Annotated in this window: 29 protein-coding genes; 21 read left to right on the forward strand and 8 right to left on the reverse strand. The window is 67.3% G+C overall.

Translation table 11 applies throughout. The features are described 5' to 3' along the window. From gspG to IPK75_10990, 10 genes are read left to right on the forward strand one after another with little or no spacing between them, the layout of a single operon-like run. On the forward strand, positions 1 to 450 hold the full coding sequence (gene gspG, locus IPK75_10945; protein MBK8198879.1) for a type II secretion system major pseudopilin GspG: 450 nt from the start codon (positions 1 to 3) through the stop codon (positions 448 to 450). Beyond that, positions 447 to 911 (forward strand): prepilin-type N-terminal cleavage/methylation domain-containing protein, encoded by a 465-nt coding sequence (locus IPK75_10950; GenBank protein ID MBK8198880.1) that lies wholly within the window; start codon positions 447 to 449, stop codon positions 909 to 911. The genes gspG and IPK75_10950 overlap by 4 nt, the downstream gene beginning before the upstream one ends. Further along, positions 908 to 1,261 (forward strand): type II secretion system protein, encoded by a 354-nt coding sequence (locus IPK75_10955; GenBank protein MBK8198881.1) that lies wholly within the window; start codon positions 908 to 910, stop codon positions 1,259 to 1,261. The genes IPK75_10950 and IPK75_10955 overlap by 4 nt, the downstream gene beginning before the upstream one ends. After that, positions 1,258 to 1,836: a prepilin-type N-terminal cleavage/methylation domain-containing protein gene (locus tag IPK75_10960; protein MBK8198882.1), complete on the forward strand. Its 579-nt coding sequence runs from the start codon at positions 1,258 to 1,260 to the stop codon at positions 1,834 to 1,836. The genes IPK75_10955 and IPK75_10960 overlap by 4 nt, the downstream gene beginning before the upstream one ends. Then, a complete protein-coding gene (locus IPK75_10965; GenBank protein MBK8198883.1) occupies positions 1,833 to 2,771 on the forward strand; it encodes a general secretion pathway protein GspK in 939 nt (312 codons plus the stop codon). Before IPK75_10960 ends, IPK75_10965 begins: the two co-directional genes overlap by 4 nt. Then, the gene (locus IPK75_10970) at positions 2,768 to 3,856 is read left to right on the forward strand and encodes a hypothetical protein (GenBank protein ID MBK8198884.1); all 1,089 of its coding nucleotides are present in this window, start codon (positions 2,768 to 2,770) and stop codon (positions 3,854 to 3,856) included. The genes IPK75_10965 and IPK75_10970 overlap by 4 nt, the downstream gene beginning before the upstream one ends. Then, positions 3,853 to 4,308, forward strand: a complete 456-nt coding sequence (locus IPK75_10975; protein ID MBK8198885.1) for a type II secretion system protein M — start codon at positions 3,853 to 3,855, stop codon at positions 4,306 to 4,308. Before IPK75_10970 ends, IPK75_10975 begins: the two co-directional genes overlap by 4 nt. Positions 4,309 to 4,310: 2 nt before the next feature. Continuing rightward, positions 4,311 to 5,039 (forward strand): type II secretion system protein N, encoded by a 729-nt coding sequence (gspN, locus tag IPK75_10980; protein ID MBK8198886.1) that lies wholly within the window; start codon positions 4,311 to 4,313, stop codon positions 5,037 to 5,039. Between the two features lie 4 nt (positions 5,040 to 5,043). Next, the gene (locus tag IPK75_10985) at positions 5,044 to 5,556 is read left to right on the forward strand and encodes a hypothetical protein (GenBank protein ID MBK8198887.1); all 513 of its coding nucleotides are present in this window, start codon (positions 5,044 to 5,046) and stop codon (positions 5,554 to 5,556) included. A 49-nt stretch (positions 5,557 to 5,605) separates the two neighbouring features. After that, positions 5,606 to 6,433: a CAP domain-containing protein gene (locus tag IPK75_10990; protein ID MBK8198888.1), complete on the forward strand. Its 828-nt coding sequence runs from the start codon at positions 5,606 to 5,608 to the stop codon at positions 6,431 to 6,433. 10 nt (positions 6,434 to 6,443) lie between these two features. Here the strand turns inward: IPK75_10990 and IPK75_10995 are convergent, their stop codons facing one another. Both IPK75_10995 and IPK75_11000 read right to left on the reverse strand, forming a co-directional pair. After that, positions 6,444 to 8,693: an EAL domain-containing protein gene (locus IPK75_10995; protein MBK8198889.1), complete on the reverse strand. Its 2,250-nt coding sequence runs from the start codon at positions 8,691 to 8,693 to the stop codon at positions 6,444 to 6,446. Beyond that, positions 8,683 to 9,291 carry a methylamine utilization protein gene (locus IPK75_11000; protein MBK8198890.1) on the reverse strand — a complete coding sequence of 203 codons (609 nt, stop codon included), beginning with the start codon at positions 9,289 to 9,291 and terminating at the stop codon, positions 8,683 to 8,685. The genes IPK75_10995 and IPK75_11000 overlap by 11 nt, the downstream gene beginning before the upstream one ends. Before the next feature lie 139 nt (positions 9,292 to 9,430). Here IPK75_11000 and IPK75_11005 point away from each other — a divergent pair, with 139 nt between their 5' ends. The 4 genes from IPK75_11005 to IPK75_11020 all read left to right on the forward strand — a co-directional run bounded on the left by IPK75_11005 (position 9,431) and on the right by IPK75_11020 (position 13,293). Continuing rightward, on the forward strand, positions 9,431 to 10,300 hold the full coding sequence (locus tag IPK75_11005) for a DUF3034 family protein (protein ID MBK8198891.1): 870 nt from the start codon (positions 9,431 to 9,433) through the stop codon (positions 10,298 to 10,300). Between the two features lie 3 nt (positions 10,301 to 10,303). Further along, positions 10,304 to 10,795: a group 1 truncated hemoglobin gene (locus tag IPK75_11010; GenBank protein ID MBK8198892.1), complete on the forward strand. Its 492-nt coding sequence runs from the start codon at positions 10,304 to 10,306 to the stop codon at positions 10,793 to 10,795. 116 nt (positions 10,796 to 10,911) lie between these two features. Continuing rightward, positions 10,912 to 12,138, forward strand: a complete 1,227-nt coding sequence (locus IPK75_11015; GenBank protein MBK8198893.1) for a potassium/proton antiporter — start codon at positions 10,912 to 10,914, stop codon at positions 12,136 to 12,138. A 69-nt stretch (positions 12,139 to 12,207) separates the two neighbouring features. Then, positions 12,208 to 13,293, forward strand: coding sequence for a hypothetical protein (locus IPK75_11020; GenBank protein MBK8198894.1), 1,086 nt, complete (start codon positions 12,208 to 12,210; stop codon positions 13,291 to 13,293). 7 nt (positions 13,294 to 13,300) lie between these two features. Here the strand turns inward: IPK75_11020 and IPK75_11025 are convergent, their stop codons facing one another. The 3 genes from IPK75_11025 to IPK75_11035 are packed head-to-tail and all read right to left on the reverse strand — an operon-like array spanning position 13,301 to position 15,077. Beyond that, positions 13,301 to 13,996 (reverse strand): SDR family NAD(P)-dependent oxidoreductase, encoded by a 696-nt coding sequence (locus IPK75_11025; protein ID MBK8198895.1) that lies wholly within the window; start codon positions 13,994 to 13,996, stop codon positions 13,301 to 13,303. Then, positions 13,993 to 14,583 (reverse strand): 2-hydroxychromene-2-carboxylate isomerase, encoded by a 591-nt coding sequence (locus IPK75_11030; protein MBK8198896.1) that lies wholly within the window; start codon positions 14,581 to 14,583, stop codon positions 13,993 to 13,995. The genes IPK75_11025 and IPK75_11030 overlap by 4 nt, the downstream gene beginning before the upstream one ends. After that, the gene (locus IPK75_11035; GenBank protein ID MBK8198897.1) at positions 14,580 to 15,077 is read right to left on the reverse strand and encodes a helix-turn-helix transcriptional regulator; all 498 of its coding nucleotides are present in this window, start codon (positions 15,075 to 15,077) and stop codon (positions 14,580 to 14,582) included. The genes IPK75_11030 and IPK75_11035 overlap by 4 nt, the downstream gene beginning before the upstream one ends. A gap of 73 nt (positions 15,078 to 15,150) precedes the next feature. Between IPK75_11035 and IPK75_11040 the strand changes: the two genes are divergently transcribed. Together IPK75_11040 and IPK75_11045 are read left to right on the forward strand one after the other, a co-directional pair. After that, positions 15,151 to 16,380: a multidrug effflux MFS transporter gene (locus tag IPK75_11040; GenBank protein MBK8198898.1), complete on the forward strand. Its 1,230-nt coding sequence runs from the start codon at positions 15,151 to 15,153 to the stop codon at positions 16,378 to 16,380. A gap of 13 nt (positions 16,381 to 16,393) precedes the next feature. Next, positions 16,394 to 17,179, forward strand: a complete 786-nt coding sequence (locus IPK75_11045; GenBank protein ID MBK8198899.1) for a thioesterase family protein — start codon at positions 16,394 to 16,396, stop codon at positions 17,177 to 17,179. Here the strand turns inward: IPK75_11045 and IPK75_11050 are convergent. Next, on the reverse strand, positions 17,176 to 18,513 hold the full coding sequence (locus tag IPK75_11050; protein MBK8198900.1) for a glutamate--tRNA ligase: 1,338 nt from the start codon (positions 18,511 to 18,513) through the stop codon (positions 17,176 to 17,178). The genes IPK75_11045 and IPK75_11050 overlap by 4 nt on opposite strands. 133 nt (positions 18,514 to 18,646) lie before the next feature. On the opposite strand from IPK75_11050, the gene IPK75_11055 reads away from it, so the two are divergent. Continuing rightward, on the forward strand, positions 18,647 to 19,468 hold the full coding sequence (locus IPK75_11055) for a hypothetical protein (protein MBK8198901.1): 822 nt from the start codon (positions 18,647 to 18,649) through the stop codon (positions 19,466 to 19,468). Positions 19,469 to 19,627: 159 nt separating this feature from the next. Here IPK75_11055 and IPK75_11060 read toward each other — a convergent pair whose 3' ends face one another. Continuing rightward, positions 19,628 to 21,286 carry an NAD+ synthase gene (locus tag IPK75_11060; GenBank protein MBK8198902.1) on the reverse strand — a complete coding sequence of 553 codons (1,659 nt, stop codon included), beginning with the start codon at positions 21,284 to 21,286 and terminating at the stop codon, positions 19,628 to 19,630. 168 nt (positions 21,287 to 21,454) lie between these two features. Here IPK75_11060 and IPK75_11065 point away from each other — a divergent pair, with 168 nt between their 5' ends. From IPK75_11065 to IPK75_11080, 4 genes are all read left to right on the forward strand, one after another. Then, the gene (locus IPK75_11065) at positions 21,455 to 21,907 is read left to right on the forward strand and encodes a pyridoxamine 5'-phosphate oxidase family protein (protein MBK8198903.1); all 453 of its coding nucleotides are present in this window, start codon (positions 21,455 to 21,457) and stop codon (positions 21,905 to 21,907) included. A gap of 95 nt (positions 21,908 to 22,002) precedes the next feature. Continuing rightward, positions 22,003 to 22,224: a hypothetical protein gene (locus tag IPK75_11070; protein MBK8198904.1), complete on the forward strand. Its 222-nt coding sequence runs from the start codon at positions 22,003 to 22,005 to the stop codon at positions 22,222 to 22,224. 130 nt (positions 22,225 to 22,354) lie between these two features. Next, the gene (locus tag IPK75_11075; GenBank protein ID MBK8198905.1) at positions 22,355 to 23,407 is read left to right on the forward strand and encodes a ferric reductase-like transmembrane domain-containing protein; all 1,053 of its coding nucleotides are present in this window, start codon (positions 22,355 to 22,357) and stop codon (positions 23,405 to 23,407) included. Further along, a complete protein-coding gene (locus IPK75_11080) occupies positions 23,407 to 24,144 on the forward strand; it encodes a hypothetical protein (protein ID MBK8198906.1) in 738 nt (245 codons plus the stop codon). The genes IPK75_11075 and IPK75_11080 overlap by 1 nt, the downstream gene beginning before the upstream one ends. Here the strand turns inward: IPK75_11080 and IPK75_11085 are convergent. Further along, positions 24,141 to 24,683, reverse strand: a complete 543-nt coding sequence (locus IPK75_11085; GenBank protein MBK8198907.1) for a hypothetical protein — start codon at positions 24,681 to 24,683, stop codon at positions 24,141 to 24,143. The two genes, IPK75_11080 and IPK75_11085, sit on opposite strands and share 4 nt — an antisense overlap. Between the last annotated feature and the right edge of the window lie 67 nt (positions 24,684 to 24,750).

Raw genomic sequence — 24,750 nt, forward strand, 5'->3', positions numbered from 1 at the left:
ATGCGCCCGACCATCAAACCGTCTCTGACCAAGCGCCGCGCCGAAGTTGGTTTCTCGCTGATCGAGCTGATGGTGGTGATCCTCATCATGGGCCTCCTCGCCACCACGATCCTCGTGACGCTTGCACCCGTCGGCGACCAGTCGCGCACCACGAAAGCGCAGGCGGACATCGCCTCCCTCGAAAGCGCGCTCGAAATGTACAATCTCGACATGTCGCGCTATCCCGCGCCGGAAGTCGGCCTTGCCGCCCTCCGTCAGCCCCCGGCCGGCGCCGACGCCGCAAGCTACCGACCCGGCGGTTACATCAAGCGCCTTCGCAACGACCCCTGGGGAAATCCCTATCAGTACGCCGCGCCCGGTCCGCGCTCCGCCTCGGCCTATGACCTGTTCTCTTCGGGCCCCGATGGTCAGGCTGGCAACGCCGACGATATCGGCAACTGGGGCGAATGATGCTTCCGGGACGCCATCCTCCGTCTACGGCAGAAGCCGGCTTCTCGCTCGTCGAGTTGCTTGTGGCGATGCTCGTCAGCACGTTGGTGGCGACCGGCATCGTGATGAATCTCGACTTCACCCGCGCCGCCGCCAGCGATCCCGCCGGCACGCTTACACAGGCCGCCGCCCGCCTGCGCCAGGACGCCGTCACGCAGGGCCGCATCCTCGCGCTGCAGGCGGGCGACGGCGCCCTCCACCGGCTCGTCTGGAAAGCTGGCGAATGGACCACCGATCCGCACACGCCGCCGGTCACGCTGGAAGGCCTGCGCAATGCCGCCCGCAGCCGCAGTGACGTCCCTTCGCTCGTCGCCTCACCCACAGGCATCCTTGAAGGGGCTGGTTTTCTGGTCGACACGCCGTCCGCAACCCTCCGCCTCGTCATTGCGCGGGATGGCACCCGGCTGGAGCGCGCCGGATGAACGCGCGCGGCTTCTCCCTCGTCGAAGTGCTCGTGGCGCTGGCTGTCTTCGCCGTTGCTGCGATCTCGCTGTCAGAGCTCGCGCCCACATCGGTCTCCGCCAGCGCGCATGCCGAGCGGAAGTTGCTGGCCGAGATCGAGGCGAACAATCTCCTGTTCCGGGCCGTCAACGATCCCGCCTTTTCCGAAACGAAGGGGCGCTCGATCCAGGGCAAGGCCGAACTAGACTGGCGCCTCGCCGTTGCGCCGTCGCCGCTCGCTGGCCTCAACCTCATCACCGTCGAAGTCGCCTCGGCCGAAACCGGGCAGGTGCTTGCGCGCCAGTCCACCGCGCTCCGGAGCGAACGATGAGCGCGGGGTTCAGTCTCCTCGAAGTGCTCGTCGCGCTCGCCCTCTCGGCGATGATCGCGGTGGCCGGCGGCGCCGTGCTCCACCAGACCCTGCTCGCCGGCGACGCCGCCGAGGCGTCCGCCGCGCGCAGCCAGTCGCTCGCCTCCGCTTACACCCTGATCCGCCGCGACTTCACCGCCGCGGCCGCCTCCGGGCCCATCGGTAGCGAGAGCAGCGCCAAGTCACTTGAAGTCGAACGCACCCCGCAGGGCTGGCGCGCCGCCTTCGTCGCCGGCGGCTTTGACAACCCCGGCGAAGCCTTCGCCCGCGGCGATGTTCAGTACATCGAATACGCCTGCGAAGACGGCACCTTCGCGCGCTCTGTCTGGCCGTCCGCCCTTCCGCAGACGCACGAACCCGCCCTGCGCGAGGAACTCCTCTCCGGCCTCAAGGCTTGCGCCCTGAAGGTCGCCGCAGGCAGCGAGCTGCAAGACATCCCCGGCGTCCGCACGAGGCTTGATGCGAGGTTGATCGAATTGCAGTTCGACCGCGGCGGCCGCGGTGTCGTCTCCATCCTCGTAGGTGCGCGCGGATGAGCCGTCGCTTGGTCCCCCATTCTTCCGAGCGCGGCGCAACGCTGCTCACGGTGCTGTTCATCGCGTTCCTGATGTCGGCCGCTGCCCTTGCCACGACCCAGGCTGTCACCGGCATGATTGCCTCGGTGCGCAGCACGCACGGCTCGCAGGAGGCTAGCTGGCTGGCGCTGGCCGCCGCCGAAACCGCCGCCTCCGCGCTCGAGCAGTTTCGCGCCCAGTCCGCAGACGGCGTGCCGCCCGACGCCGACATCGCGCTTCCGTCCGGCAAGGCGCAGGTGCATTTCGCGGACGCGACGAACTGTTTCAACATCAACGCCCTCGTCGCTGCCGGCGCGTCCGAACCGGATGCCGGCGCGCTGGCGGCCAATGAGGACGCCTTCCGCCGCTTGCTGACGGCCGCCGGCCTCACCGGGACGGACGCTGAAGCGCTGACGCGCCAGACCGCCGCCTGGATCGCCGCGCAGAAGCGCGATCCCGCCGCGCGCGGTAGCTGGCCCGGCTTCCGTTCGCCCGGCGAACTCGGCGCCATCGAGGGCTTTGAGCCGGACGTCCGGCTGCGGCTCGCACCGCTGCTTTGCGCGCGCCAGCCCGGCCTTGCCGGACCGGTCAACATCAACACGCTGACACGCGACGAACTGCCGGTCCTCGCTGCGCTATTGTCGGACGGCGCGGAGACCGGGCCGCTTGCCGGCCTAGTCGAGCTGCGCCCTGCCGGCGGCTGGCTGACGGTAGATGAGTTCATCCTTGGGCTGACGGAACGCGGTATCGGTTTGCCGGAGTCGTCTGCGAGCCTGCTGCGAACGGCGCCGCAGGCTTTCCGCGCCCGCGTCCTGATCGAGGCGGCTGGCCGCAAGATGATCGTCGAGGCGGAATTGCAGCCGCAGGCGGATGGCCGTGTCCGCGCGTCGCAGCCCCGCTGGGAGGTGCTTCAATGAGCCGGACGCTGTTTGCCCTCATGCCGGAAGAAGGTGAGCCCTGGGCTTGCGTCCAGCGGCTTCCTGCAGGGCGCTTCGAACCCGTCGAGGCGCCGCAGCCGCGCGACCGCGTCATCGTGTTCGTGCCCGCCGAGGACGTCATCGCCGCGCCGCTCCGCTTCGGCGGGCAGTTGCCGGAAGGCAATCCGGAAGCCGCCACCTTCGCCATCGAAGACGAGCTCGCCGAACCGCCCGAACAGGTTCACACGGTCGTCTCCGCGCCGCTCGGGGCCGGCGCGCCGCGCATGGCCTTTGCCGCCTCGCGCGCCACGATGGAAGCCTGGACGGGCGCCGCGCGCACCCTTCCGGGTACGGTGCTTCTCGTTCCGCCCCAGTCGTTGTTCACACCGTCCTCTTCGCCCGTAATCTGCGGGCCGGTCTGCCTTGGCTGGTCGGTCGATCGCCCTGTTGCCGCCGACATGGCCTTTCCGCCCGACGCACGCGCGGTGCTGGTGCCCGGCAGCGAAACGGCGCCGCGCGTTTCCGATCCGTTGTCCTGGCTCGCAAACCTGGCGCTGCAGCAGGCACGCCTCGTGGACCTTCGAACCGGCCGGTACGGCGCGCGCGCGGCAACCGGCGCGGCGCTGAAGCCCTGGCGTGTCGCCGCCGCGCTCGCAGTCACCGTGGGCGCCGTCTCGATCTTGAACCTCATCCTGTCGCTGAACGCTGCCGAAGCGCTGGACACACGGCTGCGCGCCCGCGCCGCCGCTGACTATGCGGCAATCCATCCCGGCGCCGTCCTGCCCGCCACTCTGGCCGAGGCAGTCGCGCTTGACCCGCAAGGCGCCCGTGCAGCCGGCTTCCGCGAACTCGCGGCCCGGCTCTATGCATCGGTAGAAGCCTCCGGCGGCCGTGTGCGGATCAAATCCATGCGCTACGAAGCGGCAAGCGGACAGCTGCAGGCAAAGTTGATCCTGCGCGACGTGCAGGCCGGCGACGAGATCGCCGCGTCCCTGAAGTCCGCCAGTCCCGGCTTCCGGCAGGAGCAATTCACCGCCGAAGGTGGCCTGTTCGAGATGGACATCACGCTGGGAGCCATGCCGTGAACCTGATGCCTTCATCTGTTACCCGCCGCGATCTGATCGCGCTCGGCGCGTTAGCTGCCGTTGCGCTCGCCTGTCTCCTGGCCATAAACATCATTCCCTCGCTCCGGCTCGATCTTGCGGCGGCGCGCAGCCGCCTCGCCGACGCCTCGGCGCTTCTGGAATGGTCCGCACAAGGAGCGACGGGCACTTCGTCTTCCGTGGTGCAGCCGGTTCCCGCCGAACAACGCAGCCAGAAACTCATCGACCTTGCCAACCGGACCGGCCTGCCGGTTTCGCGCCTCCAGAACACCGAGCGCGGCATCGTCATCCAGTTCGACAAGGTGAGCGCCCAGGCGCTGTTCGTCTGGCTGGCTGAAGCCGAGCGCGACGCGGGCCTCGTGCCCACCGAGGCCGTCATCGAATCCGAAGCCGATGGCCGGATCACCGCCAGCCTGTCATTCGCGGGGGGCTGATCATGCGTCTCACGGTCTCCGCCATCGTCTTTTCGCTCGCTGCTTTCGTGGCCGCGCTCGTCTGGTTCATGCCGATGTCTGCGGCGCTGCGCTTGTCCGGCCTGTCAGGGCAGGGCGTGTCCTGGTCGCAGGCGCTGGGCCGCGCTGTTGACGGCGACATTGTCGGCGCGGCCTGGCAGGGCTGGCGCATCGGACAGGTCTCGGTGCGCGCCGACCTTCTGAGAGGGTTGCAAGCCGGCCCGCCGCTCGTGGCCGACTGGTCCGGCCCGTCGAGTGATGGTTTCGCCCGCATCGGCCTGGGCCCCGGCGGCGCGGCGTTTTCCGGCCTCGAAGCGCGCCTTCGCCTGCCGGCGCGCCGCATCGCCGGCTTCGGCCTTGAAGTGCCCGCCTCGTCCCTGCGCCTGCAGGATGGCCGCTTCATTCTGGCGAACGGCGCCTGCCAGTCCGGCGAAGCCGCCGCCGCATCGGACGCAGCCCGCAAGCTCGGGCAGGCCGCCGGGCTCGGCTGGCCGGCGCTGACCGGCACGCTGCGCTGCGAGGCAGGCGCCTGGTCACTCCACCTGACCGGCACGTCGGAAGCCGGCGCCGTCTTCACGCTTGACGCGGCCCGGCGAGGCCCAACCCGCATCCGCATAGAGCAGCTGGATCCCGCCACGGCCCAGGCGCTCGCCTTCGCCGGCCTCGAAACCGCCAGCGGCCAGGTCTCCATAGAAATTCCTTACACTGAGTAGTTCCATGACCCGCACCCAGATGCTTTCCCTCTTCGCCGCCGCCATGCTCTCCGCCTGTGCCGCCGCACCGCCGTCCCCCGCGCCGCCCGCACCAGCGTCGGCCTCGGTGCCCGCCTTCGACGGGCTCGCCAGCCTTCCGGCCCAGAACCTGCGGGCAGGCGAGTGCGGTCTCTTTCTGTGGACCGTCAGTGCGCCGCGCGCGCTGGTCCTGTTCACGAAAGCCGGCAGCAACACGGCGGACGCCTCGCTGCCCGGCGGCGCGCAGACGCTCACGCTCGCTCGCCAGTCCGGCGACCTGTTCGCGCAGTTCATGACCCGTCTCGACTATGCCGCGCCGGATGGCGGTAAGGTGCATGTCGCGCTTGAGCCGGGCGAGCGCATCGAAGGCGGCCAGCGCACGCGCGCGGCACAGGTGACAATCGTCACGCCGGACGGCTGGGAAACGCTTGTCCCCGCGGCTGGCCTTGCGGCCTGCCTCCCGGGGACGACCCGGCCTGACCTACAAAAAACCCAATGAAAACTGTAGGTTATTGACATGAAAGTGTGACAGACGTACTGTCACAGGCATGTCAAACAACCTACAGAAACTTGCATGTTCTTCGGTATTCACCGCGCTGGCTTTTGCGGTTGCGGGGGGATCGGCGCATGCGGCCGAAGCGTGTGACCTGACCAATGGTCTCGCGGTCACGACCCAGGACTTCATCGAAGAAGCAAAGGTTTGTGTGAAGGGCACGCCGGATGTGCAGACCCGCGCGCTGCTGGAATCCGAACTTGTCCGCCTCACGGGCGTCGCCCGCAGCGGCGCCAGCAAGTCCTCGCTGCAGGCACTTGAGTCGCTGAATGAAGCTGCCCGCCTCCACGCGATGGACATGGCCGTGCGCGGCTACGCGGCCCACTACGATCCCGAGGGCCGCTCGCATCTCGACCGCGTGCGCCAGCTTGACCGCGTCTCGCTGTTCGGGGCCTTTGGCGCAAACGTCACCGTGGTGCCGGCCGGCGCATCGGCGAAGGACATCCAGCTCGCCCTCTTGTCGGATCCGGCAAACGCTGAAAACCTTCTGCGTACGGACTTCACGCATCTCGGCGTCGGCGTCGCCCAGAAGGATGGCCAGATCTACGTCGTCCAGCTGTTCGCGGAGCGGGCAGGCGTGCTCGATGCGCCACTGTCCGCCACGGTCGCCGGCGGCACGGTCGTCAAGGCAAGCTTCGCCAATCCGGCCGAAGAGCGCACGCGCTGGATGATTGTCGCTGCCGACGGCGCCGAGCTTTCCTCCGGCCGCGGACAGAAGCTCGCGGTCACCGGCCAGGCGCCTCAGACTGGCTACCTCACCATCGAGGCCCGCGCGCGCGGGGCGGTATCCCAGTTCAAGGGGCCGGCTGTCACGGTCAACTGATCCGCGAGGGTCAGGCGGATTCCCTGCGCGGTGTCCGGGCGCCGAGGAAGTCCAGCATGCCGTCCAGCGGCTGCGGCTTCGAAATGAAGTAGCCCTGCGCGGTATCGGCGCCCATCACCTTGAGCAGCGCCATGGCATGCTCGGTCTCGACGCCTTCGGCGACCACCGACATGCCCATCGCATGCGCCAGGTCGATGGTCGACTTGATCATCAGCTGGTCCGACGGGCCTTCCGTCAGGGTCAGGATGAACGACTTGTCGATCTTCAGCTCGTTGGCGGGGATCTGCTTGAGATAGGACAACGAGGACAGCCCCGCGCCGTAGTCGTCGATCGAAATGCCGATGCCGGTCTGACGGAACAGGTTGATGATCCGCAGCGCTTTCTCGGGATCGTTGATCACCGCCGTCTCGGTGATCTCGAAGCACAGTTTCGCGCCCGACGATTTCACCTTGCCGATGGCCCACAGCGCGAAGCTCTCGTCATTCAGCTGGCGGCCCGAAACGTTCACGGAGATCGGCAGGTCAAAGCCGCGCATCTTCAGCACCGCCTGGTCATGGATCGCCTGCGAGACAACCCATTCCGTCAGCTGGCGGATGTGCCCGGTCTCTTCCGCCACCGGGATGAAATCGTCCGGCATGATCCGTCCACGAACCGGATGCGTCCACCGGATCAATGCCTCGAAGCCGGATACGCTTTCGGAGGAGAGGCTGTATTTGGGCTGGTAGTGAAGCTCGAGGCCGCCATTGCCCATCGCCATCATCATCTCGCTCATCAGCGAGAGCGTGGCCGCCGGGTTGCCATACTCGGCCAGATCAAAGCGGTTGACCGGTTCCTGGCGCTTCTCGGCAAAGTCCGCCGCCACCACCGCCTGGTCGATCGGCCCGATCGGCGCGTCGCCGGTTGCGCCCGGTTCGGCAAAGCCGCAGCACAGCAGCAGGTCGACCGAGGCCTCGCCAATGGTCGCGGGCTGCGAGCAGCCGATCACCAGATGGCGCAGCGCTTCGCGCGAAGCAAACGGGCTTCCGGCCGGAAGGATAAGACCGAGATCCGCCGCGCTGATCCGGTAGGCCACCGCGCCGCCGGCAAATTCGCTGACCCTGAGCGCCAGGAGGCGCACCGCTTCGGCCGCCGCGGCATGGCCCACCGCCGCGCGCACATGGCGGAAGCGCATGACACGGATCACCGCGATTCGCAGGCCCGCCTCGTCGCCGCGCGCGGCAAGGTCGTCGTCCATCGCGCGCCGGTTGGCGAGCAGGGTTTCGCTGTCTTCGCGCGACATCCGGACGATGGCGTCCTCGCGCGCCTCAAGGTCGCCCAGCATGGCATTGAAACTTGCGGCGAGGCGGCCAAATTCGTCGTCGGTTGACACGTCCACCGGATGACGGTCGCCGCTCGCCAGGGCGTGCACTGCCTTGTCCAGCGCGCCAATCGGCCGCGTCAGGCTGCGCGCCACGAAGCCGCCGCTGACCACAAGCAGCGCGGCGCCAAACAGGCTGAAGATCAGGATGGCCAGCAGCATCGGCCGGTAGGGCGCCATTGCGGCGTCGAGCGGATACGTGATGACGAGGTTGACCGGCGTCACAAGCCCGAAAGCATCGATCCGGTGCACCGCGCCAAGGGCGTCCCTGGTCTTGAACAGCGTGCCGTCCGCCTGCTGAGCATCGTCGCCGTGCACGATCGACGCGTTGACGTTGATCGCCGACATCGACTCGAGCTGCGCCATCCGGTCTGCGTCAAGTTCCGTCCAGAACATCGCCCAGCCGACCAGCCCCGGCGCCCTGACCGGCACCGCGACCGTCTGGTAATGGCGGTCATCGAAATGCACCACGCCGTGCGGGCGATCCTCATCGAGGAGGGCGGCATGGACGTCGTCCGGCAACTGGGATTCCCGCCCGTCGCTCGTCACGATCCGTCCGTCCGGGAAGGCCACGCCAACCTGCACGTCGTCGAGACGCAGCATCGCGTTGGACACCGCCGACGCGATCGTCTCGGTATCTTCCGACGCCACCGCATCACGGAATCCGAAATCGGCCGCGAGCACTTCCGCGCTGGATTCCATGTTGCTCGACGAGAGGTCCCACAGCTGCTCGAACGCCGCGAGGCTGGCCAGCAGCTCGCGCTTCACCGTGCGCTCGGCGTTCACCTTGATGCTGAAATAAACCGCGCCGGCGACCATCAGGATGATCACGCCGAACAGCGCCGAATAGATCAGCGTCAGCTTGCGCCGCAGCGAGCCGTTGAAAAAGCGCTCAATGTTCATGGCGCTTGACCTTAAGAGTCACCGCGACAGGTGACGTGCGCACGGCGGGCAGGGCCACCTTCACTTCCGCCGGCGAGGCGTTCGGATGCCACACGGTGGCCGAGGCGGCGCCCGCGGGCAGGTCAAGCACGACCTTTCCGTCGGCGCCGGTCTTGGCGGCGTAGGGCGTGTCGACCACGCGGATATAGGCCACCATCGTGTCGTGGATGTTGCAGCCGATCGCCGCGACGCCGGCCTTCTCCATCTTCACGGAGCGCGACTCGTCCTTGCCGTAGAGCTTCAGTTCGAACTTGTTGCCCTTGGAAAAGGAATAGACGTGATGGCGCACGCGGTCGAAGTTCGGAAACTTCACATCCGCGCCGACCGGCACGATCAGCACGAAGGGATCAAACGTCAGGTCGATCTGTTTCATCTCCAGCGGCCAGGCGAACTTGATCGGGCCCGCGCCCGCATCGGCAGCGACCATCACGACAGCGTCCTGCAGCGGGTTTCCTGCGGAATCTGACACGGAGAATGTCACCTTCTCGGCCATGGCCGCGCCGGTGAAGAGGCCTGCAAACATCGCGCAGACCGTAAGCATACGGAGGGAATGGATCATATTTTATCCCTCGCACGATATAATTTCTGCGCCGTTAAGCACTTGGAAAAATTATCTAAAGATCATGCACTTAATGACAACGAACCGGGTGACGGACGCGCGTCCACAATTCACCCGAAGCCAGAAAGCCTCCTCCCGAATGCTTACCAGATCGATCCTACTTGCGACCGGCCTTGCTGCTGCAGTTGCGCCAGTCAGCGCCGCGCAGGCGTTGCATCTCGAGCCCGGCGGAAAGTTGCTGCTCACCCGCGGCATTTCCAACCTCGAGGGGGCAGGGGGCGGCGCGCTGACACCCTGGGCGCTGATCACCGGCAACGAAACCGATCGCGGAATCGGCGCCACGGCCCACTATAGCTATGTCACGCTGGAAGACTTCGACGTGACCAGTTTCGGGGCCGCCGTAGGTTTTCATGACCGGTTTGAAGTCTCGTATTCGCAGATGATCTTCGACACCCGCGAAGCCGGCGCCGCGCTCGGCCTTGGCGAAGGGTTCGAATTCAAGCAGGACATCTGGGGCGCCAAGCTGCGCGTCGCCGGGGATGCCGTGTACGGACAGGATACCTGGCTGCCGCAGATCGCGGTGGGCGCCGAGTTCAAGCAGTCGAACCAGGAAGCCTTCGTCGGTGCTCTGGGGGCAGACGATCACGAAGGCGTCGACGTCTACGCCTCCGCCACCAAGCTGTTCCTCGCTGAAAGCCTGCTTGCCAACGCCACGCTGCGTTACACCAAGGCCCACCAGACCGGCCTGCTCGGCTTCGGCGAAGACGCCAGCCTTCAGCCCGAATTCTCGCTTGGCTACATGCTCAGCCGCCGCCTCGTCGTCGGCGGCGAATACCGCTTCAAGCCGGATGAACTCGCCTTCGCGCAGGAAGACGATTTCTTCGACCTGTTCGGCGCCTATGCCGTCAACGACACGCTGACACTCACCGCGGGCTATGCCGACCTCGGCTCGGTCGCCCTCTTCGACAAGCAGCGCGGGCTGTATCTCAGCGCCCAGATCGGATTCTGACCGATGACCAGATTCTACTGCCTCCTCGCCGCCCTCCTGCTGCCCACCGGTCTCGCCCTCGCTGAGCCACCGGCCGGCGAACTGCCCGTCGATCCCTACGAGATGAGCAACGACAATGCCGGCGCCGACCCCTATGACGGCCCGGCGCTCTACGAAGCCTTCGGCGGCGAGGCCGGCGTCGGCCGCGTTGTCGACGCCATGGTCGACCGCTCTCTGGAAGATCCCGTGATCGGCGAAGTGCTCGTCGCCTCCGACCTTGTCCGCCTGCGCCGCACCCTGAAGGAGCAGTTCTGCTACATCCTCGGCGGCGGCTGCACCTATACAGGCCGCGACATGCAGTCCTCCCACAAGGATCTCGGCCTCACCAACCGCGAGCTGAATGCCCTCGTCGAAAACCTTCAGATTGCAATGAGCGCCGAAGGCGTGCCCTTCCGCGCCCAGAACAAGCTCCTGGCCAAGCTCGCCCCCATGCAGAAGGACGTTGTGACCCGGTAAGGCACGGTCGACCCGCAACATTTTGTCGTCCGGGCGCAAACTAGCGGTTGTGCCGGCGGGCCTGCGCCTCCAAATGCAGGTCACCGTCACAATTCAAACGTCATGCCCGGGGCCGAATGGAAGCGACCAACCAGCTGATCTTCTTTTGCGGGCTGCTGCTCTGCGCAGCCATCTTTGCGAGCTTCGTCTCGCGCCGCATCGGAGCGCCGCTGCTCGTCACCTTCCTCGTCGTCGGCATCCTGTTCGGCGAAGACGGCCCCGGCGGCATCGTCTTCAACGATGTCCCGCTCAGCTATCTCGCCTGTTCCTTCGCGCTCGCCATCATCCTCTATGATGGCGGCATCCACACGCCGATGGCCAATTTCCGTCAGGCCCTGCGCCCGGCGGTCATCCTCGCCAGCATTGGCGTGCTGGTCACCACGTCCGTCGTCGCCCTCGGCATGTGGGCAATCCTCGGCACTGATCCGCTCTACGCCCTGCTGCTCGGCTCGCTCGTCGCCTCCACCGATGCGGCCGCCGTGTTCCTGCTGCTGCGCCAGCAGGGCATCAAGCTAAAGCCGGCGGTGTCGAACACGCTGGAAGTGGAATCCGGCGTCAACGACCCGATGGCGATCTTCCTTGCACTGACCTTCACCGGCCTCATCCTCTCCGGCGGCACCGGCGAGGCGATGGATGCGGCCTGGACCGTCCCGGCAGGCTTCGTGCAGCAGTTCGGCATCGGCGCGCTGCTGGGTGTGGCGGGCGGGCGCCTCCTCACCTTCATCTACGACCGTATCCAGCTCGAGCTCGGCCTCAACCCGATCTTCGCGCTCGCCTCCGGCCTCCTGATCTTCGGCGCCGCCAACATCCTCGGCGGCTCCGGCTTCCTCGCCGTCTACCTCGCGGGCCTCATCCTCGGCAACCACGCCTACCGCGCCAAGCAGGTCGTCAAGCAGTTCATGGACGGCATCGCCTGGCTCGCCCAGCTGGCCATGCTGCTCATCCTCGGCCTGCTCGTCACGCCCTCGCACCTCGTCGCCGACATCCCGGAAGCGCTGCTGATCTCGGCCATCCTCATCTTCGTCGCGCGCCCGGCGGCTGTCTTCATCAGCCTCGCGTTCGAGAAGTTTACCTGGCGCGAGAAGGTCTTCATCAGCTGGGTCGGCCTGCGCGGCGCCATCCCGATCTACCTCGCGATCATCCCGGTGCTGCTCGGCGTGCCGGGTAACTTCTTCAACATCGCCTTCCTCGTCGTCCTCGTCAGCCTCGTCCTGCAAAGCACCACGGTCGGCCTCCTGTCCCGCTGGCTCGGCATCGGCGAAGCGCCGGAACCCGCCGTCCCGGAAGTCCCCGCACAGGCCTGATTGCCAGCCCGCCAGCGTCCGCCTAGGCTCGTCCCCAGCTGGCCCGCAAGTGGCCGCGGGAGGAACGCCATGACCCTTAAACTTACGCTCGCGGCCGCCGCCGCTGCGGCCCTGCTGACCGGCTGCAAGGCCCCCGGCACCGCCGCGCCGGAGCTTGCCGAAGCGGCGCCCGCGCCTGCCTGGACCACCATCGCGCCCGGCGGCGATACGCTCTGCGCCACCGGCACGCCCTACACCTTCCACGTCCGCGAGGGCGACGCCTCGCGCGTGATGATCTTCCTCAACGGGGGCGGCGCCTGCTGGTCCGGCGAGCTGTGCGATCCCGCCCTCGGCCTCAACGCCTACACACCTTTCGCCGAAATGGACTCCAACCAGCCGGGCACGAAAGGCGGCGTGTTCGACCTCGCCAATCCGGAAAACCCCTTCGCCGGCTGGACGCAGGTCTTCGTGTCCTACTGCACCGGCGACGCCCATCTCGGCGGCCGCGATGTCAGCTATCCGAAGCAGGACGGCAGCGAACTGACGATCCACCATCGCGGCAAGGCAAACGTCCAGTCGGCGCTCGACTGGGTCTACGGCAAATACCCCGCGCCGGGCCGCATCTTTGTCGGCGGCGGCAGCGCCGGGGCGATTGCCTCGCCTTACTATGCGGGCCTCGTGGCCGACCATTATCCGCAGGCGGAGGTCATCCAGTATGGCGGCGGGGCAGGCGGCTACCGGGCCACCGCCGTCGCCGGCCTGCTCGAAACCTGGGGCACCTTCCTCGATGCGCCGGACTGGCCGGAGCTTGCAGGCTTCGACCGCGCAACCTTCTCAACCGAAGACTTCTACCGCGTCACCGCCGCGCGTCATCCCGGCATGCGGATGAGCCAGTTCAACAATGCCGACGACGAGGTCCAGCAGATGTTCCTCGGCCTGATGGGCGTCAGCGATCCGGTGCGCGGCCTGATGCAGGCAAACCTGGACGAGCTGGCGGCGGACATCCCGAATTTCCGATCCTATTCAGCCGCCGGCAAGGACCATACCTTGCTGCGATATGACCGTCTGTACACGACCGAAACCGCCGGCGTGCGCGCCGTGGACTGGGTGCGCGACCTCGCCGAAGGCCGGGACGTGGCGCAGGTCTCCTGCGCCGCCGCCGCCGGCTGCGACTGACCGCGCCTCACCAGGGCTCGTGGAAGGGCCGGATCTCAGCGTTGAAAGACCAGGCATCCTTCGGCTGGTGCGCCAGATGGTACACTTCCGCCGCGATGCTCTTCGGCGAGATGAAGAAGTCATCCGGCTTCGTCTTGTGCAGTTCGCGCGCCCACGGCACGTCGATCACGGCGTCGATGATCAGGTAGGCAACATGCACGCCCTTCGGCCCAAGGTCGCGCGCCAGCGATTCCGCAAGGATACGCTGCGCCGCCTTGGTCGGCGCGAAGCCGGCAAAATGCGGCTTGCCGCGCGTCGCCGATGTATTGCCGGTCACGATCAGCGCGCCTTCGCCCGCCGCCACCATCGCCGGTGTGGTCAGCTGGGCGAGGTACAGCAGGGCCTTGGTATTGATGTCGAAATTGCGCTGCAGGACCGCGGGATCTGTGTCCATGAACGGCGCAAAGGCGCCGCCCACCGCGTTGTGCACCACGACCTTCGGCGCCTCGGCGCGTTCAATCGCGCGCTTCAGCGCCGCCGCGTCGGTCACGTCACATGGCACAGCGAACGCGTCCGGCAGTTCCGCCGCCAGCGCCGCGAGCCGATCATCGTCCCGCGCCAGCATGGCGACCCGGTAGCCACCTTCAACGAACCGGCGAACCAGCGCCGATCCGGTGCCGGGGCCCACGCCGGTGATCAGGGCAAGGGGTTTTGCAGCGCTCATGCGGCAGCTCCTTCAAGCAGGTGGTCGCGGACGAAATCGAGCCGGTCATTGCCGAAGAACATTTCCTCGCCGATCAGGATCGTCGGCGCGCCGAACACGCCGCGGCGGGCCGCCTCCGCATTGTTGTCGGCGAGTTTCTGCACGATGTCCGGCGCATCAATGCGCGCCGCAAGGTCCCTCGTATCGACGCCGGCCTCGTCCAGTACACGGATGACCTCCTCCGAGGTCAGCAGCGTCTGGCCTCGGCCCCAGATGGCGGCGAAGAGGGCCCTGGTCGATTGCGCGGCCACCGCATCCGACGGCGCAGCCAGCACCGCGCGCAGGCAGGCGCCGTTATTCAGCGTCCGCATGTCCGGACCCACCACCGCCACGCCGTAGCGGCGCGCCCAGCGCGCCAGATCCTTGCCCGCATATCGTCCCTTGGCCGCGCAGGTCACGGTGGTCGGCGTATTGCCCACTTCCTTCATCACGCTCAGCACATGCATCGGGCGCAGCACCACATCGGCATGCAGCCCGGGCAGCTGGCTATGCGCCAGGTAGCTGTAAGGGCTGACGAAATCGAAGAAGAATTCCAGCTTCTGGCTCATTTGCGCACTCCAATTTTGGCAAGGCGGGTATGGGTGTTGTCGTCGGCGCCGGGTCCGGCTTTCAGCGCCACGCGCTCGCGCGGCACCGCGCGTTGTGTTTCCGGGTCAACCATCGCCAGTTCGAGCGGCCGGCCGGTCTTGCGGTCCACCGCTTCGATGGGCGGCGCGCCGTAGCCGGAGGCGTCCCACTTGTCGCCCCATTCGCGCAGGGCGGTCAGAACCTTCCACAGGTCGCGCCCCTTTTCCGTGAGGCGGTATTCGTGCCGCGGCGGGCGCTCCTGATACGGATGACGTGCAATGATGCCGTGCGCCTCAAGCTCCTTCAGGCGGGAAGTCAACGTCGTGTTGGCGATGCCGGTGCTCTCCTGGAACTCGTCGAACCGGGTGAGGCCAAAGCTGAAATCCCTCAGCAACAACAAGGTCCACCGGTCGCCGATCAGCTCCAGCGCGCCCGCCACCGAACAGCGCATGCCGGCAAAGGATTTGACTTTCATGGGCAGGCTCCCTTGTAACTCTTATGATTGGAGTTACATTGCCGGAAGTCCGATTTCAAGGGGTGATACAGAAATGACCGGCCTTCCCGACGCATCCGTGCCCGCACGCCCCCAGTCGCTCAGCGGCGCCATGTTGTTCCTGCTAGCGGGTCTCGCGGCGCTCGGTTCACTTGCGACCAACATCATCCTGCCGGCCTTTCCGCACATCGGTGCAGACCTCGGCGTCAACGAGCGCGACCTCGCCCTGACGCTCAGCAGCTTCTTCATCGCCTTCGCCGTGGGCCAGCTTTTCGTCGGTCCGCTCTCGGACCGGTTCGGCCGCAAGGGCCTCGTGCTCGGCGGCATTGTCCTCTTCGGTCTCGGCAGCGCGCTTTGCGCCTTCGCGCCCAATCTCGACGTGATGATCCTTGGCCGGATCATCCAGGCGCTCGGGGCCTGCGCCGCGTCGGTCCTGTCGCGGGCCATCGCGCGGGACCTGTTCGATGGCGACGCGCTCGCCCGCGCGCTTGCCCTCGTCATGGTCGCCATGGCGGCCTCGCCGGGCTTTTCGCCGCTGATCGGCACCGCGCTCGACAGCCTGCTAAGCTGGCAGCTCATCTTCGCCGGCGTCGCCGCTTTCGGCGCGGTCATCGCCTGGGTCTACCTCGCCACCATCGGCGAGACCCTCCCGCCCAGCCGGCGCATCCATCATTCCCCCGCCGCGATCGCCGGGTCATACCTTTCGCTCGCCCGCGATACGCGCTTCATGCTGCCGGCGCTCGCCGTCAGCTTCATCATCGGCGGCCTCTACACCTTCTTTGCCGCCGCGCCAGCGATCCTGATAAACGTCCTTGGGCTGACGGGTTTCCAGCTGGCCATCTACTTTGCGGCTACGGTCGGCATCGTGTTCACCGCCGGTTTCCTCGCGCCGCGCCTCGCGCGCCGCTGGGGCCAGCCGGTCGCGGCCCTGCTGGGCGCCGTGATCGCGCTCGCCGGCGGCGCACTCGTGCTGGGCACCTCCGGCACGCCGGGTCTGATCCCGCTCACCACCGGCTTCTCGCTGTTCCTGTTCGGCATGGGCATCGCCAACCCGGTTGGCACTGCCGTCGCGCTCCACCCCTTCGGCGCGCAGGCGGGTCTCGCCTCGGCCTTGCTCGGCTTCCTGCAGATGGGCTCGGCCGCGCTCGGCGCGACCCTCGTCAGCCAGCTGCCCTTCGCGCCGGTCGTCTCGCTCGCCGCCATCCTCACCCTCGGCGCGCTGCTCGGCGTCGCCGCGCTGCTCCCCGGTGCGCGCACCCGCGCGGCCGCCCCGCGTCCCGCCTGAAGACGCACGCACCATGACCCCGTTTTCCGAAACCATCGCCGCCCTGAAACCCGAAGCTGACGGCTATACCGTCCAGCCGGACGAGAATTGGGGGCAGGGGCGCACCGTGTTCGGCGGCCTCGTCGCGGCCTTCGCGGTCGAAGCGGCCCGCCGCGCCTATCCGGACCTGCCGCCCCTGCGCAGCGCGCAGTTCACCCTCGCGGGCCCAGCGCAGGGCGTGCTGCACGTGCGCCCCGAACTCATCCGGTCCGGCAAGTCGACGACCTTCATCGGTGTCGATGTCCGCGCCAATGGCGGCATCGTGATGCGCGCCGTCCTCACGTTCGGCCAGGCGCGCCCATCACGGCATGCCCTCAATCTCCTGCGCGCCGAACCTTTCCAAGGTCCGGAAGGCGGCTTCTCCCTCTTCGATTCCCCCGGCGCGCCGCGCAATACGGTGAACTTCGAAGGCCGGCTCGTGGGTGGCCACGCGCCCTTCTCCGGAGCTGCCGTTCCGGCGCTCGAAATGTGGCTGCGTCACCGCGAAACGGGCGCGGTCTCGGCCGACGTCGCGCTCACCGCGCTCGCCGATGCCTCGCCGCCAGCCGTCTTTCCGCTGTTCAGCGCGCCGGCGCCGATCAGCACGGTCACCTGGACCGTGGACTTTTGCGGTGCGGACGTCTCGCCGTCCGGCTGGTTCTTCGCCCGCACGACCAGCGGCTTCGTGCAGGACGGCTTCTCGTTCCAAATGACCGAGATGTTTGACGCGGCCGGCCGGCCCGTTCTCGTAGGCCGCCAGCTCGTCGCGCTCTACGACTAACCGAGGCGTTCGAGCACTTTGGCGCGCCCGATCAGCGGCAGCACGGCGCCCATGTCAGGGCCGTGCTCCATGCCCGTCAGCGCCTTGCGCAGCGGCATGAACAGGCCTTTGCCCTTGCGGCCCGTGGCGGCCTTCAGCGCATTCGTCCACTCGCCCCAGCTGGCGGCGGTCAGCTCGCCGGCGGGCAGGTGCGCGGCGGCGGCGGCGATGAAGTCGCGGTCCTCGTCGGCCACGTCCGGCTCAGCCTTGCCATAGATTACTTCCACCCATGGCTTGGCCGAGGTGACGCGCGCGCAGTTCTCGCGCACCGCCAGCCAGAAGGCCTCATTGTCCGCACGCGGATCAAGCGCCGCCAGGCGATCCTTCACGGCGGAGAAGGGCATCGCATGCACCAGCGCCGCGTTGAGGTTCTCGAGGTCGGCTTCATCGAACCGGGCCGGCGCACGGCCGATCTTTGAAAAGGCGAACTCGCCGGCGAGCTGCGCCAGCGTCTCGCGCGGCTCGATATTGTCCGATGTGCCGAGCTTGGCGAGGTGGCTGCAGATTGCCATCGCCTCGATGCCTTGATCTCGCAGCTGGCCGACCGACAGCGACCCGATCCGTTTCGACAGCGCCGAGCCATCCGCGCCGACCAGCAGCGGCATGTGCGCCATCTCGGGGGCCTTGCCCCCGAGCGCCATGAAGATCTCGATCTGCGCGCCGGAGTTCGTCACATGGTCCTCGCCGCGCACCACATGCGTGATGCCGGCCTCGATATCGTCGACGACCGAGGGGAGGGTGTAGAGATAGCTGCCATCCTCGCGGATCAGCACGGGGTCGGACACCGAGGACGTGTCGATGCTCTGCGGCCCGCGCACAAGGTCGTTCCACTCGACGCGTTCGCCCGACAGCTTGAAGCGCCAGTGCGGCTTCACGCCGTCCGCTTCCAGTTTCGCCCGCTCCGCATCGGTCAGCTTCAGCGCCGCCCGGTCATACACCGGGGGCCGGCCGCGCGACTGGGCGATCTTGCGTTTGACGTCCAACTCCTCGGCCGTCTCGTAGGCGGGGTAGAGCAGGCCCATGGCACGCAGTTTGTCGGCGGCCGTGTCATAAATGCCGAACCGGTCGGACTGGTTGAACGTGTCGGCCCAGGTCAGGCCCAGCCAGGTGAGGTCCTCCTTCAGGATCGCCTCATTCTCCTTGGTCGAGCGCTCAAGGTCCGTATCGTCGATCCGCAGGATGAATTTGCCGCCCTGGCCCTGCGAGAACAGCCAGTTCACGAGCGCGGTGCGCACATTGCCGACATGCAGGCGGCCAGTGGGCGACGGGGCGAATCGGACGACAGGGGCGGTCATGGGCAGGGGCCTTCAGGGGCTGGAAAACGCGCTTTCGACATCAAATCGGGACAAAAGCCAAGCGCCCGCGCCACATTCTTGCTATTGTTTTGTTTAACGACCATCTACGATACCGCAAATCCGGGAGAGGGTCATGAGATTCGGCTGGGTGCTGGCTGGGGCGCTGCTGCTCGCAGCGTGCGGGCAAAAAGACGGAGCGGCCCCGGGAACGGCCGCGGAGGGCGCAGGCCCCGCCGGCGCTGAAAGCGTGGCGGTGGATGCGGCGGTCAAGCCGTCGCTCGATTATGCGGCGATCTCCGGCTACGACACGCAAACCTGGTTCCTCAGCCCCGGCTGGCCGGGCGAATACCCGCCGGGTTTCGCCGTGTTGGACGCGGATGTGAAGGTGCCGGCCCGGGCGCGGCCGAACCCGACCGACCCGCAGGACATCTCCTGCATCCTGCCGCAATATGCCAACTACCAGCTGTGGAATAATGCCCGCACCGAGGAAGACGATCTGGAATATTTCGTCGCCACCAAGAAGGTGCCGGTCACGGTGCTGGAAGACACCGAGGTGGAATTTGTCGGCGACAACGGCATCGAGAAGCTGAGCCTCAAGAAGGGCGATGAGCTGACCTACCTGCGCTATATCGGCGAAGGCTTCACGGTCCTGTCGTTCAACGGCAAGGAATTCGACATCAACGAGGGCGAGCTCTCGAACGTCACCAACATCGCCGACACGAAGCTCGAGGAAAACCTCTGGGTGCGCGTCTCGTGCCTCGCCGGCAAGCAGGCCTGGCTGATGTTCGACGAAGTGATCACCGAGAAGGGCGTCTACCCCTCGCCGATCACCGGCTATGGCGACGCGGCCGATATCCTGCCCGGCGATGTCGACGCAGTGCGCGAAGCGGTCGCGACCGATGCCTACGGCGTCGCCGATCAGGGCGAGGAAGTCATTCCGCCGTCTGAGGAATAGCGGTCTGCCGATCGTGTCATCCCGGCGAAAGCCGGAACCCAGCTTCGCTCGGCGCGGAGCTCATCCTGAGCGAAGTCGAAGGATCGAGCGGGCACGTTTCCCGCGCGCCCATGCTTCGACTTCGCTCAGCATGAGCTCGGCGGGCTCCGGGTTCCGGACTCAATCGTCCCGGAACCGGTTCGTGATCGGATAGCGCCGGTCGCGGCCGAAATTCTTGCCGCCGACCTTGACGCCCGGAGGGGCCTGCCGGCGCTTGTATTCGGCGATGTAGACGAGGTGCTCGATGCGCCGCACGGTGGCCGCGTCATGGCCGCGCGCGAGGATGTCGTCCACGTCTTCTTCGAGATCGACAAGCCCGCGCAGGATATCATCCAGCACCGGATAGGGCGGCAGGGAATCCTCGTCCTTCTGGTCTTCGCGCAGCTCCGCCGACGGAGGTTTCGTGATGATCCGTTCCGGGATGACATTCTTCGCATTCACCAGCGCGCCCGGCGGCACGTTGGCATTGCGCCATTTCGACAGCTCGAACACTTCGGTCTTGTAGAAATCCTTCAGCGCATTGTAGCCGCCGCACATGTCGCCGTAGAGCGTCGCGTAGCCGACCGCCATCTCGCTCTTGTTGCCGGTGGTGACGACCATGTGGCCGAACTTGTTGGACAGCGCCATCAGCGTTACCGCGCGCAGGCGGGACTGGATGTTTTCTTCGGTCGTATCGGCTTTCTTGCCTTCGAATGCCGGCGCCAGCATCTCGCCCAGCGCGCCCACGCCCGGCGCAATGTTGATGATGTCGTATTTGCAGCCGAGCGCTTCGGCGCAGGCCTTCGCGTCTTCGAGGCTGTCCGTGCTCGTATACTTCGACGGCATCATCACGCACCAGACCTTGTCCGGCCCCAGCGCGTCGGCGGCGATGGCCGCCGTGATCGCCGAGTCGATGCCGCCGGACATGCCAAGCACAACGCCGGGAAACCGGTTCTTGCGCACATAGTCGCCGAGGCCTTGCATCGCCGCGCGGTATTCCGCCGCCCAGCCTTCAAGATCCGGCGCGCAGGATTTTCCGAGTCCGGTGAATTGCTTCGTACCCGGATCAAACTCCACCAGCGCATAGCCCGTCTCGAACTGGCCGACGAGGCCGCAGCGCGCGGCATGGGTCGAGTTGGTGGCGAAGGAGGCGCCGTCGAAGACGAGTTCGTCCTGCCCGCCCATCTGGTTGACGAACAGGTAGGGCAGGCCGAGGTCGGCCCAGCGGTCGAAGGCGGCGGCCCGCTCTTCCTGGATGGCGCGGCGCCACGGCGAGGCGTTCGGCACCAGCATCAGCTCGGCGCCGGCGGCCTTGGCGGCGCGGGTCACCGGCTCGAACCAGATGTCCTCGCAGATCGCAAGGCCGAGGCGCACGCCCTTGAAGTCGACGACGACGGCCGGGCCTTCGCCGGGCTGGTAGTGGCGCTTCTCGTCGAATACGCCGTAGTTCGGCAGCTCGCGCTTGTCATGCCGGGCGGTGATGCGCCCGCCCTCAAGGAACAGCGCCGAGTTGTAGAGCTTGCCGCCGTCGCGCCAGGGCGCGCCGACGACCATCGCCGGGGCGCCTTCGGTGTCGCGCGCGAGGCGCTGGACGGCGGCCATCGACAGCTCGACCGCCGACGGCTTCAGCACCAGGTCCTCGGCCGGATAGCCGAGCATGAAATGCTCCGACAGCACCACGAGATCGGCCCCGCGCGCCTTGCCCTCGGCCAGCGCGCCCCGGGCGAGCGCGAGGTTTCCCTCGATATCCCCCACCACCGGGTTCAACTGCGCCGCAAGGATTTTCAGATTTTTGCTCATAAAGAGCATTTAGGCCCGTTCGGGTCCCCTGTCATCGGGCTTCCCGGCTTTGGGCGGGATTTATCCCGCAGGGGGGCAACATGGGTCCGCCCCGGATGCGGCTCATACGTATCAACCGTCGCGCGCCCGGCTGGTAGAAGCGAGCGGCACCGGAGCCGGAGGTTGGCCATGGACAAGGCGCTCGAGAAACAGATTCTGGAACTGCTGGACGCTCACCGGATCATGACGGTTGCAACGTTGCGGCCCGACGGATGGCCGCAGGCCACGACGGTCGGATATTCCAACGAAGGCATGACGCTGTACTTCCTCTGCGGACAGGAAAGCCAGAAGGCGGCGAACCTGGCGAAGGACAACCGGGTCTCTGTCACCATCGACAGCGATGTGGACCAGGTGTTGGACATCAAGGGCCTGTCGATGGCGGCGCGGGCGGAGCGCATCACTGATCCGGAAGAAGGGCGCAAGGCGATCAGTTTTCTGTTCGCGCGCTATCCCGCCCAGAAGGATTTCCAGATGGAGCCGCCGCCGCCTGAGACGGTCGCGCTCTTCCAGCTGAAACCGGTGGTGATTTCGGTGCTCGATTATTCCAAAGGCTTTGCCCACAGCGAGTTGGTGACGGTGTAGGTCCGGTCGGGGCGGCCGTCTGCTACCCTACAAAATCGTGACTTGCGCCGCCGCCCTCACAGCGTAACCCTGTCGCCAATCCGGAGGGAGCGCGGATGAGTGCAAGCGTGGCCGGGGCCGTCTGGCTGGCCCTGGCGGGGTATCTGGGGATCGGGCTGGCGATCGGGGCCGGCGTGATCCTGTTCGGCATGAAGCGGTTGACGGCGGCGGAGGTGCCAGGGCGCGTGCGCCTGCTGGTGCTGCCGGGGATGGCGGCGCTGTGGCCGGTGATCCTGTTGCGCCTCATCGGCGTGAAGCCGCCGGAGGACCGGGCGTGACCCGAAGGCAGCGCGCGGCGCACTGGGTGATCTGGCCGTTGCTGGCGCTGGGGCTGGCGGCGGTGACCGGCGGCGCCCTCCACGAGCGCGCACGGGTGGCCGAGGCGGCCGCTGCCGTGGAGGCGGGCTGATGGCGGCGCGCTTCACGGTGGTCAGCTGGACCCCCTTCAAGAAGGCGTATGACGCGGTGCTGGGTCTTGGCCTTGCGCTGTTCTTCGCGGCGCACCTTGGGGCCGGCCTGATGGCGGCGCCGGCGGGGCAGGAGGTGTCGCTGATCCAGATGGTGATCCGCACCTGCGGAGCGGCGGCGTTCAGCCTGCTGACGATCATCCTCTGCATCGGGCCGCTGGCGCGGCTGACGCCGAAGGCTTTGCCGGTGCTGTACAACCGTCGGCATCTGGGGGTGGTCTGCTTCCTCATCGCGCTGGTGCATGCGGCGCTGGTGATCCTCTGGTATCACGGCTTCTCGCAGGTGAACGCGTTTGTCTCGCTGCTGATTTCCAATCCGCGCTATGCCTCGTTCGGCGGGTTTCCTTTCGAGAGCCTTGGGCTGGCGGCGCTGCTGATCCTGTTCGTGATGGCGGCGACGAGCCATGATTTCTGGAACGGCGTGCTGGGCGCGCGGCTGTGGAAGTGGATCCACATGGGCGTTTATGCCGCCTACGGACTGCTTGTGGCGCATGTGATGCTGGGCGCCGCGCAGGGCGAGGCGGGGCTTGCGCCGGCGGCGCTGGCGGGCGGGTCGGCGCTGCTGGTCTGCGGGCTGCATCTGGCGGCGGGGTTGAAGACGCGGGCTGCGGACCGTGCAATGGCAACCGAGGTCGACGGCTGGCTGGACGCGGGCGAGGCGGCCGCGATTCCGGACGGGCGGGCGGTGATCCTCGTGCCGCCGGTGGGCGAGCGGATCGCCGTGTTCCGCGACGGGGCGAATATCCATGCGGTTGCCAATGCCTGCCGGCACCAGGGCGGGCCGCTGGGCGAGGGGCGGATCATCGGCGGGTGTATCGTCTGCCCCTGGCACGGCTTCCAGTACCGGCCGGAAGATGGCTGCTCGCCGCCGCCCTACAGCGAGAAGATACCGACTTACCGTACACGGATCGTAGAGGGGCGGGTGCGGGTCGAGCCCGTTGCGCAGCCGCCCGGCACGGCGATGGCGCCGTCGGTGATCGGCGAGGCGGGCTGATGGCGGAGGAGCCTTTCTTCATCGGCTGGAGCGGCGAGCTGGCGAAGCCGACGCGGCGGCAGATGCTGGGCGCGGGGCTGAGCCTCGCGGCGGGCGCCGGCGCGCTGGGCCTCGGCCTCGGCGCGGCCTCGCCGCATCCGGGGCCGGGCGTGTGGGACCAGGGCAAGAAGGTGGCGGTGACGGGGACCATTTATCCCGAGCCCTATCTGCATCTGCTCACGGAAGACCTTGGCGGCGGGCTGCGACCCGTGTTCCTCGTCGGGGCAGGCAAGGACCGGATCACGGTGCGCCCGGCGCTGACCTTCACCGGGGCGGCGGTGACCGGCACGCTGATCGAACGGGGCGAGCATGCGATGATGGCGGTCGACGGGGTGTATCCCGATCCGGCGCCGGGACGCCTGCGCGCGCCGCCGCCGACCGACTTCGGCGAGGTCGCAATGACTGGCGAAATCCTCGATGCGAAATGCTGGTTCGGCGCGATGCGGCCGGGCTATGGCAAGACGCACAAGGCGTGCGCAGCGCTGTGCGCGCGGGGCGGGTTGCCGCTGGCGTTCTGCGAGACGGGTCGCTGCGGCGACGGCAAGGGCGCGCTGCTCTTCCTCAATGCGCAGGGGCGCGCGTTCGGGCCGGAAATCCTGCCGCTGGTGGCCGATCCCGTGATGATCCGGGGCACGGTTTTCGAGGTGGCCGGGATGCGCCAGGTGCGGGTGAAGCTTGGGGATGTGGTCAGGCTCTAGGGCGCGTCCTTGCGGACATAGGTGCCGACGAAGGTGTCGCTCCAGCTGCCGGTCGCGGGGTCCTGTCGTTCGAAATGCTGGGTGACGGTGCCGTCGGGATTGGCGGTCCATGTGCCACGGACGATGGAGGTCGTGCCGCCGGGATTGCGGGGGCGGGAGACGCCGTCCAGACGCAGGACGCCGGCCGCATCGGGTGCGCCTTCGAAGTCAGTCACTTCGCCGCCACTGATCCAGAGCTGGCGCCATTTGTCCGTCGACGGATCAAGGAAGTTGTAGCTCTGGCCGGTGATGCCGTTGGCATCGGTCCAGTGCTCGACGAGCAGGCAGCCATATTCCTCGCGCGTGATCGTGTTGGTGCCGACCTGATTGCCGGCGGCATTGAACACGTCCCACTCGCCGATCCAGAAATCGAAGGCGTGGTGGGCGGGCGTGCTGCAGGGCGGCGGCGGCGATGCGGCTGCGGATTGCGCCGCCGTTTCGGGCGCAGTGGCGCAGGCGGCAAGGAGGCTGAGAGCGGAAATGAGGGACGCGCGGATCATGGCCGGAAGCTAGCACGCTTTGCGCGCAGCACGAAGGGCCGGCGCGGCGGGGGCCGCCCGGTGTGGC

The organism is Acidobacteriota bacterium (assembly GCA_016712445.1).
In the GTDB taxonomy this organism is placed as follows: domain Bacteria; phylum Pseudomonadota; class Alphaproteobacteria; order Caulobacterales; family Hyphomonadaceae; genus Hyphomonas.

Coding starts and splice junctions, on each gene's coding strand:
- IPK75_10995 (MBK8198889.1), bottom strand. CDS start 8,693: ATGAACATTGAGCGCTTTTTCAACGGCTCGCTGCGGCGCAAGCTGACG.
- IPK75_11020 (MBK8198894.1), top strand. CDS start 12,208: ATGACCCTTAAACTTACGCTCGCGGCCGCCGCCGCTGCGGCCCTGCTG.
- IPK75_10960 (MBK8198882.1), top strand. CDS start 1,258: ATGAGCGCGGGGTTCAGTCTCCTCGAAGTGCTCGTCGCGCTCGCCCTC.
- IPK75_11080 (MBK8198906.1), top strand. CDS start 23,407: ATGGCGGAGGAGCCTTTCTTCATCGGCTGGAGCGGCGAGCTGGCGAAG.
- IPK75_10970 (MBK8198884.1), top strand. CDS start 2,768: ATGAGCCGGACGCTGTTTGCCCTCATGCCGGAAGAAGGTGAGCCCTGG.
- IPK75_11085 (MBK8198907.1), bottom strand. CDS start 24,683: ATGATCCGCGCGTCCCTCATTTCCGCTCTCAGCCTCCTTGCCGCCTGC.
- IPK75_11035 (MBK8198897.1), bottom strand. CDS start 15,077: ATGAAAGTCAAATCCTTTGCCGGCATGCGCTGTTCGGTGGCGGGCGCG.
- IPK75_10950 (MBK8198880.1), top strand. CDS start 447: ATGATGCTTCCGGGACGCCATCCTCCGTCTACGGCAGAAGCCGGCTTC.
- IPK75_11075 (MBK8198905.1), top strand. CDS start 22,355: ATGGCGGCGCGCTTCACGGTGGTCAGCTGGACCCCCTTCAAGAAGGCG.
- IPK75_11010 (MBK8198892.1), top strand. CDS start 10,304: ATGACCAGATTCTACTGCCTCCTCGCCGCCCTCCTGCTGCCCACCGGT.
- gspG (MBK8198879.1), top strand. CDS start 1: ATGCGCCCGACCATCAAACCGTCTCTGACCAAGCGCCGCGCCGAAGTT.
- IPK75_11030 (MBK8198896.1), bottom strand. CDS start 14,583: ATGAGCCAGAAGCTGGAATTCTTCTTCGATTTCGTCAGCCCTTACAGC.
- IPK75_10985 (MBK8198887.1), top strand. CDS start 5,044: ATGACCCGCACCCAGATGCTTTCCCTCTTCGCCGCCGCCATGCTCTCC.
- IPK75_11015 (MBK8198893.1), top strand. CDS start 10,912: ATGGAAGCGACCAACCAGCTGATCTTCTTTTGCGGGCTGCTGCTCTGC.
- IPK75_11065 (MBK8198903.1), top strand. CDS start 21,455: ATGGACAAGGCGCTCGAGAAACAGATTCTGGAACTGCTGGACGCTCAC.
- IPK75_11045 (MBK8198899.1), top strand. CDS start 16,394: ATGACCCCGTTTTCCGAAACCATCGCCGCCCTGAAACCCGAAGCTGAC.
- IPK75_11050 (MBK8198900.1), bottom strand. CDS start 18,513: ATGACCGCCCCTGTCGTCCGATTCGCCCCGTCGCCCACTGGCCGCCTG.
- IPK75_11055 (MBK8198901.1), top strand. CDS start 18,647: ATGAGATTCGGCTGGGTGCTGGCTGGGGCGCTGCTGCTCGCAGCGTGC.
- IPK75_11000 (MBK8198890.1), bottom strand. CDS start 9,291: ATGATCCATTCCCTCCGTATGCTTACGGTCTGCGCGATGTTTGCAGGC.
- IPK75_11070 (MBK8198904.1), top strand. CDS start 22,003: ATGAGTGCAAGCGTGGCCGGGGCCGTCTGGCTGGCCCTGGCGGGGTAT.
- IPK75_10955 (MBK8198881.1), top strand. CDS start 908: ATGAACGCGCGCGGCTTCTCCCTCGTCGAAGTGCTCGTGGCGCTGGCT.
- IPK75_11005 (MBK8198891.1), top strand. CDS start 9,431: ATGCTTACCAGATCGATCCTACTTGCGACCGGCCTTGCTGCTGCAGTT.
- IPK75_11025 (MBK8198895.1), bottom strand. CDS start 13,996: ATGAGCGCTGCAAAACCCCTTGCCCTGATCACCGGCGTGGGCCCCGGC.
- gspN (MBK8198886.1), top strand. CDS start 4,311: ATGCGTCTCACGGTCTCCGCCATCGTCTTTTCGCTCGCTGCTTTCGTG.
- IPK75_11060 (MBK8198902.1), bottom strand. CDS start 21,286: ATGAGCAAAAATCTGAAAATCCTTGCGGCGCAGTTGAACCCGGTGGTG.
- IPK75_10965 (MBK8198883.1), top strand. CDS start 1,833: ATGAGCCGTCGCTTGGTCCCCCATTCTTCCGAGCGCGGCGCAACGCTG.
- IPK75_11040 (MBK8198898.1), top strand. CDS start 15,151: ATGACCGGCCTTCCCGACGCATCCGTGCCCGCACGCCCCCAGTCGCTC.
- IPK75_10990 (MBK8198888.1), top strand. CDS start 5,606: ATGTCAAACAACCTACAGAAACTTGCATGTTCTTCGGTATTCACCGCG.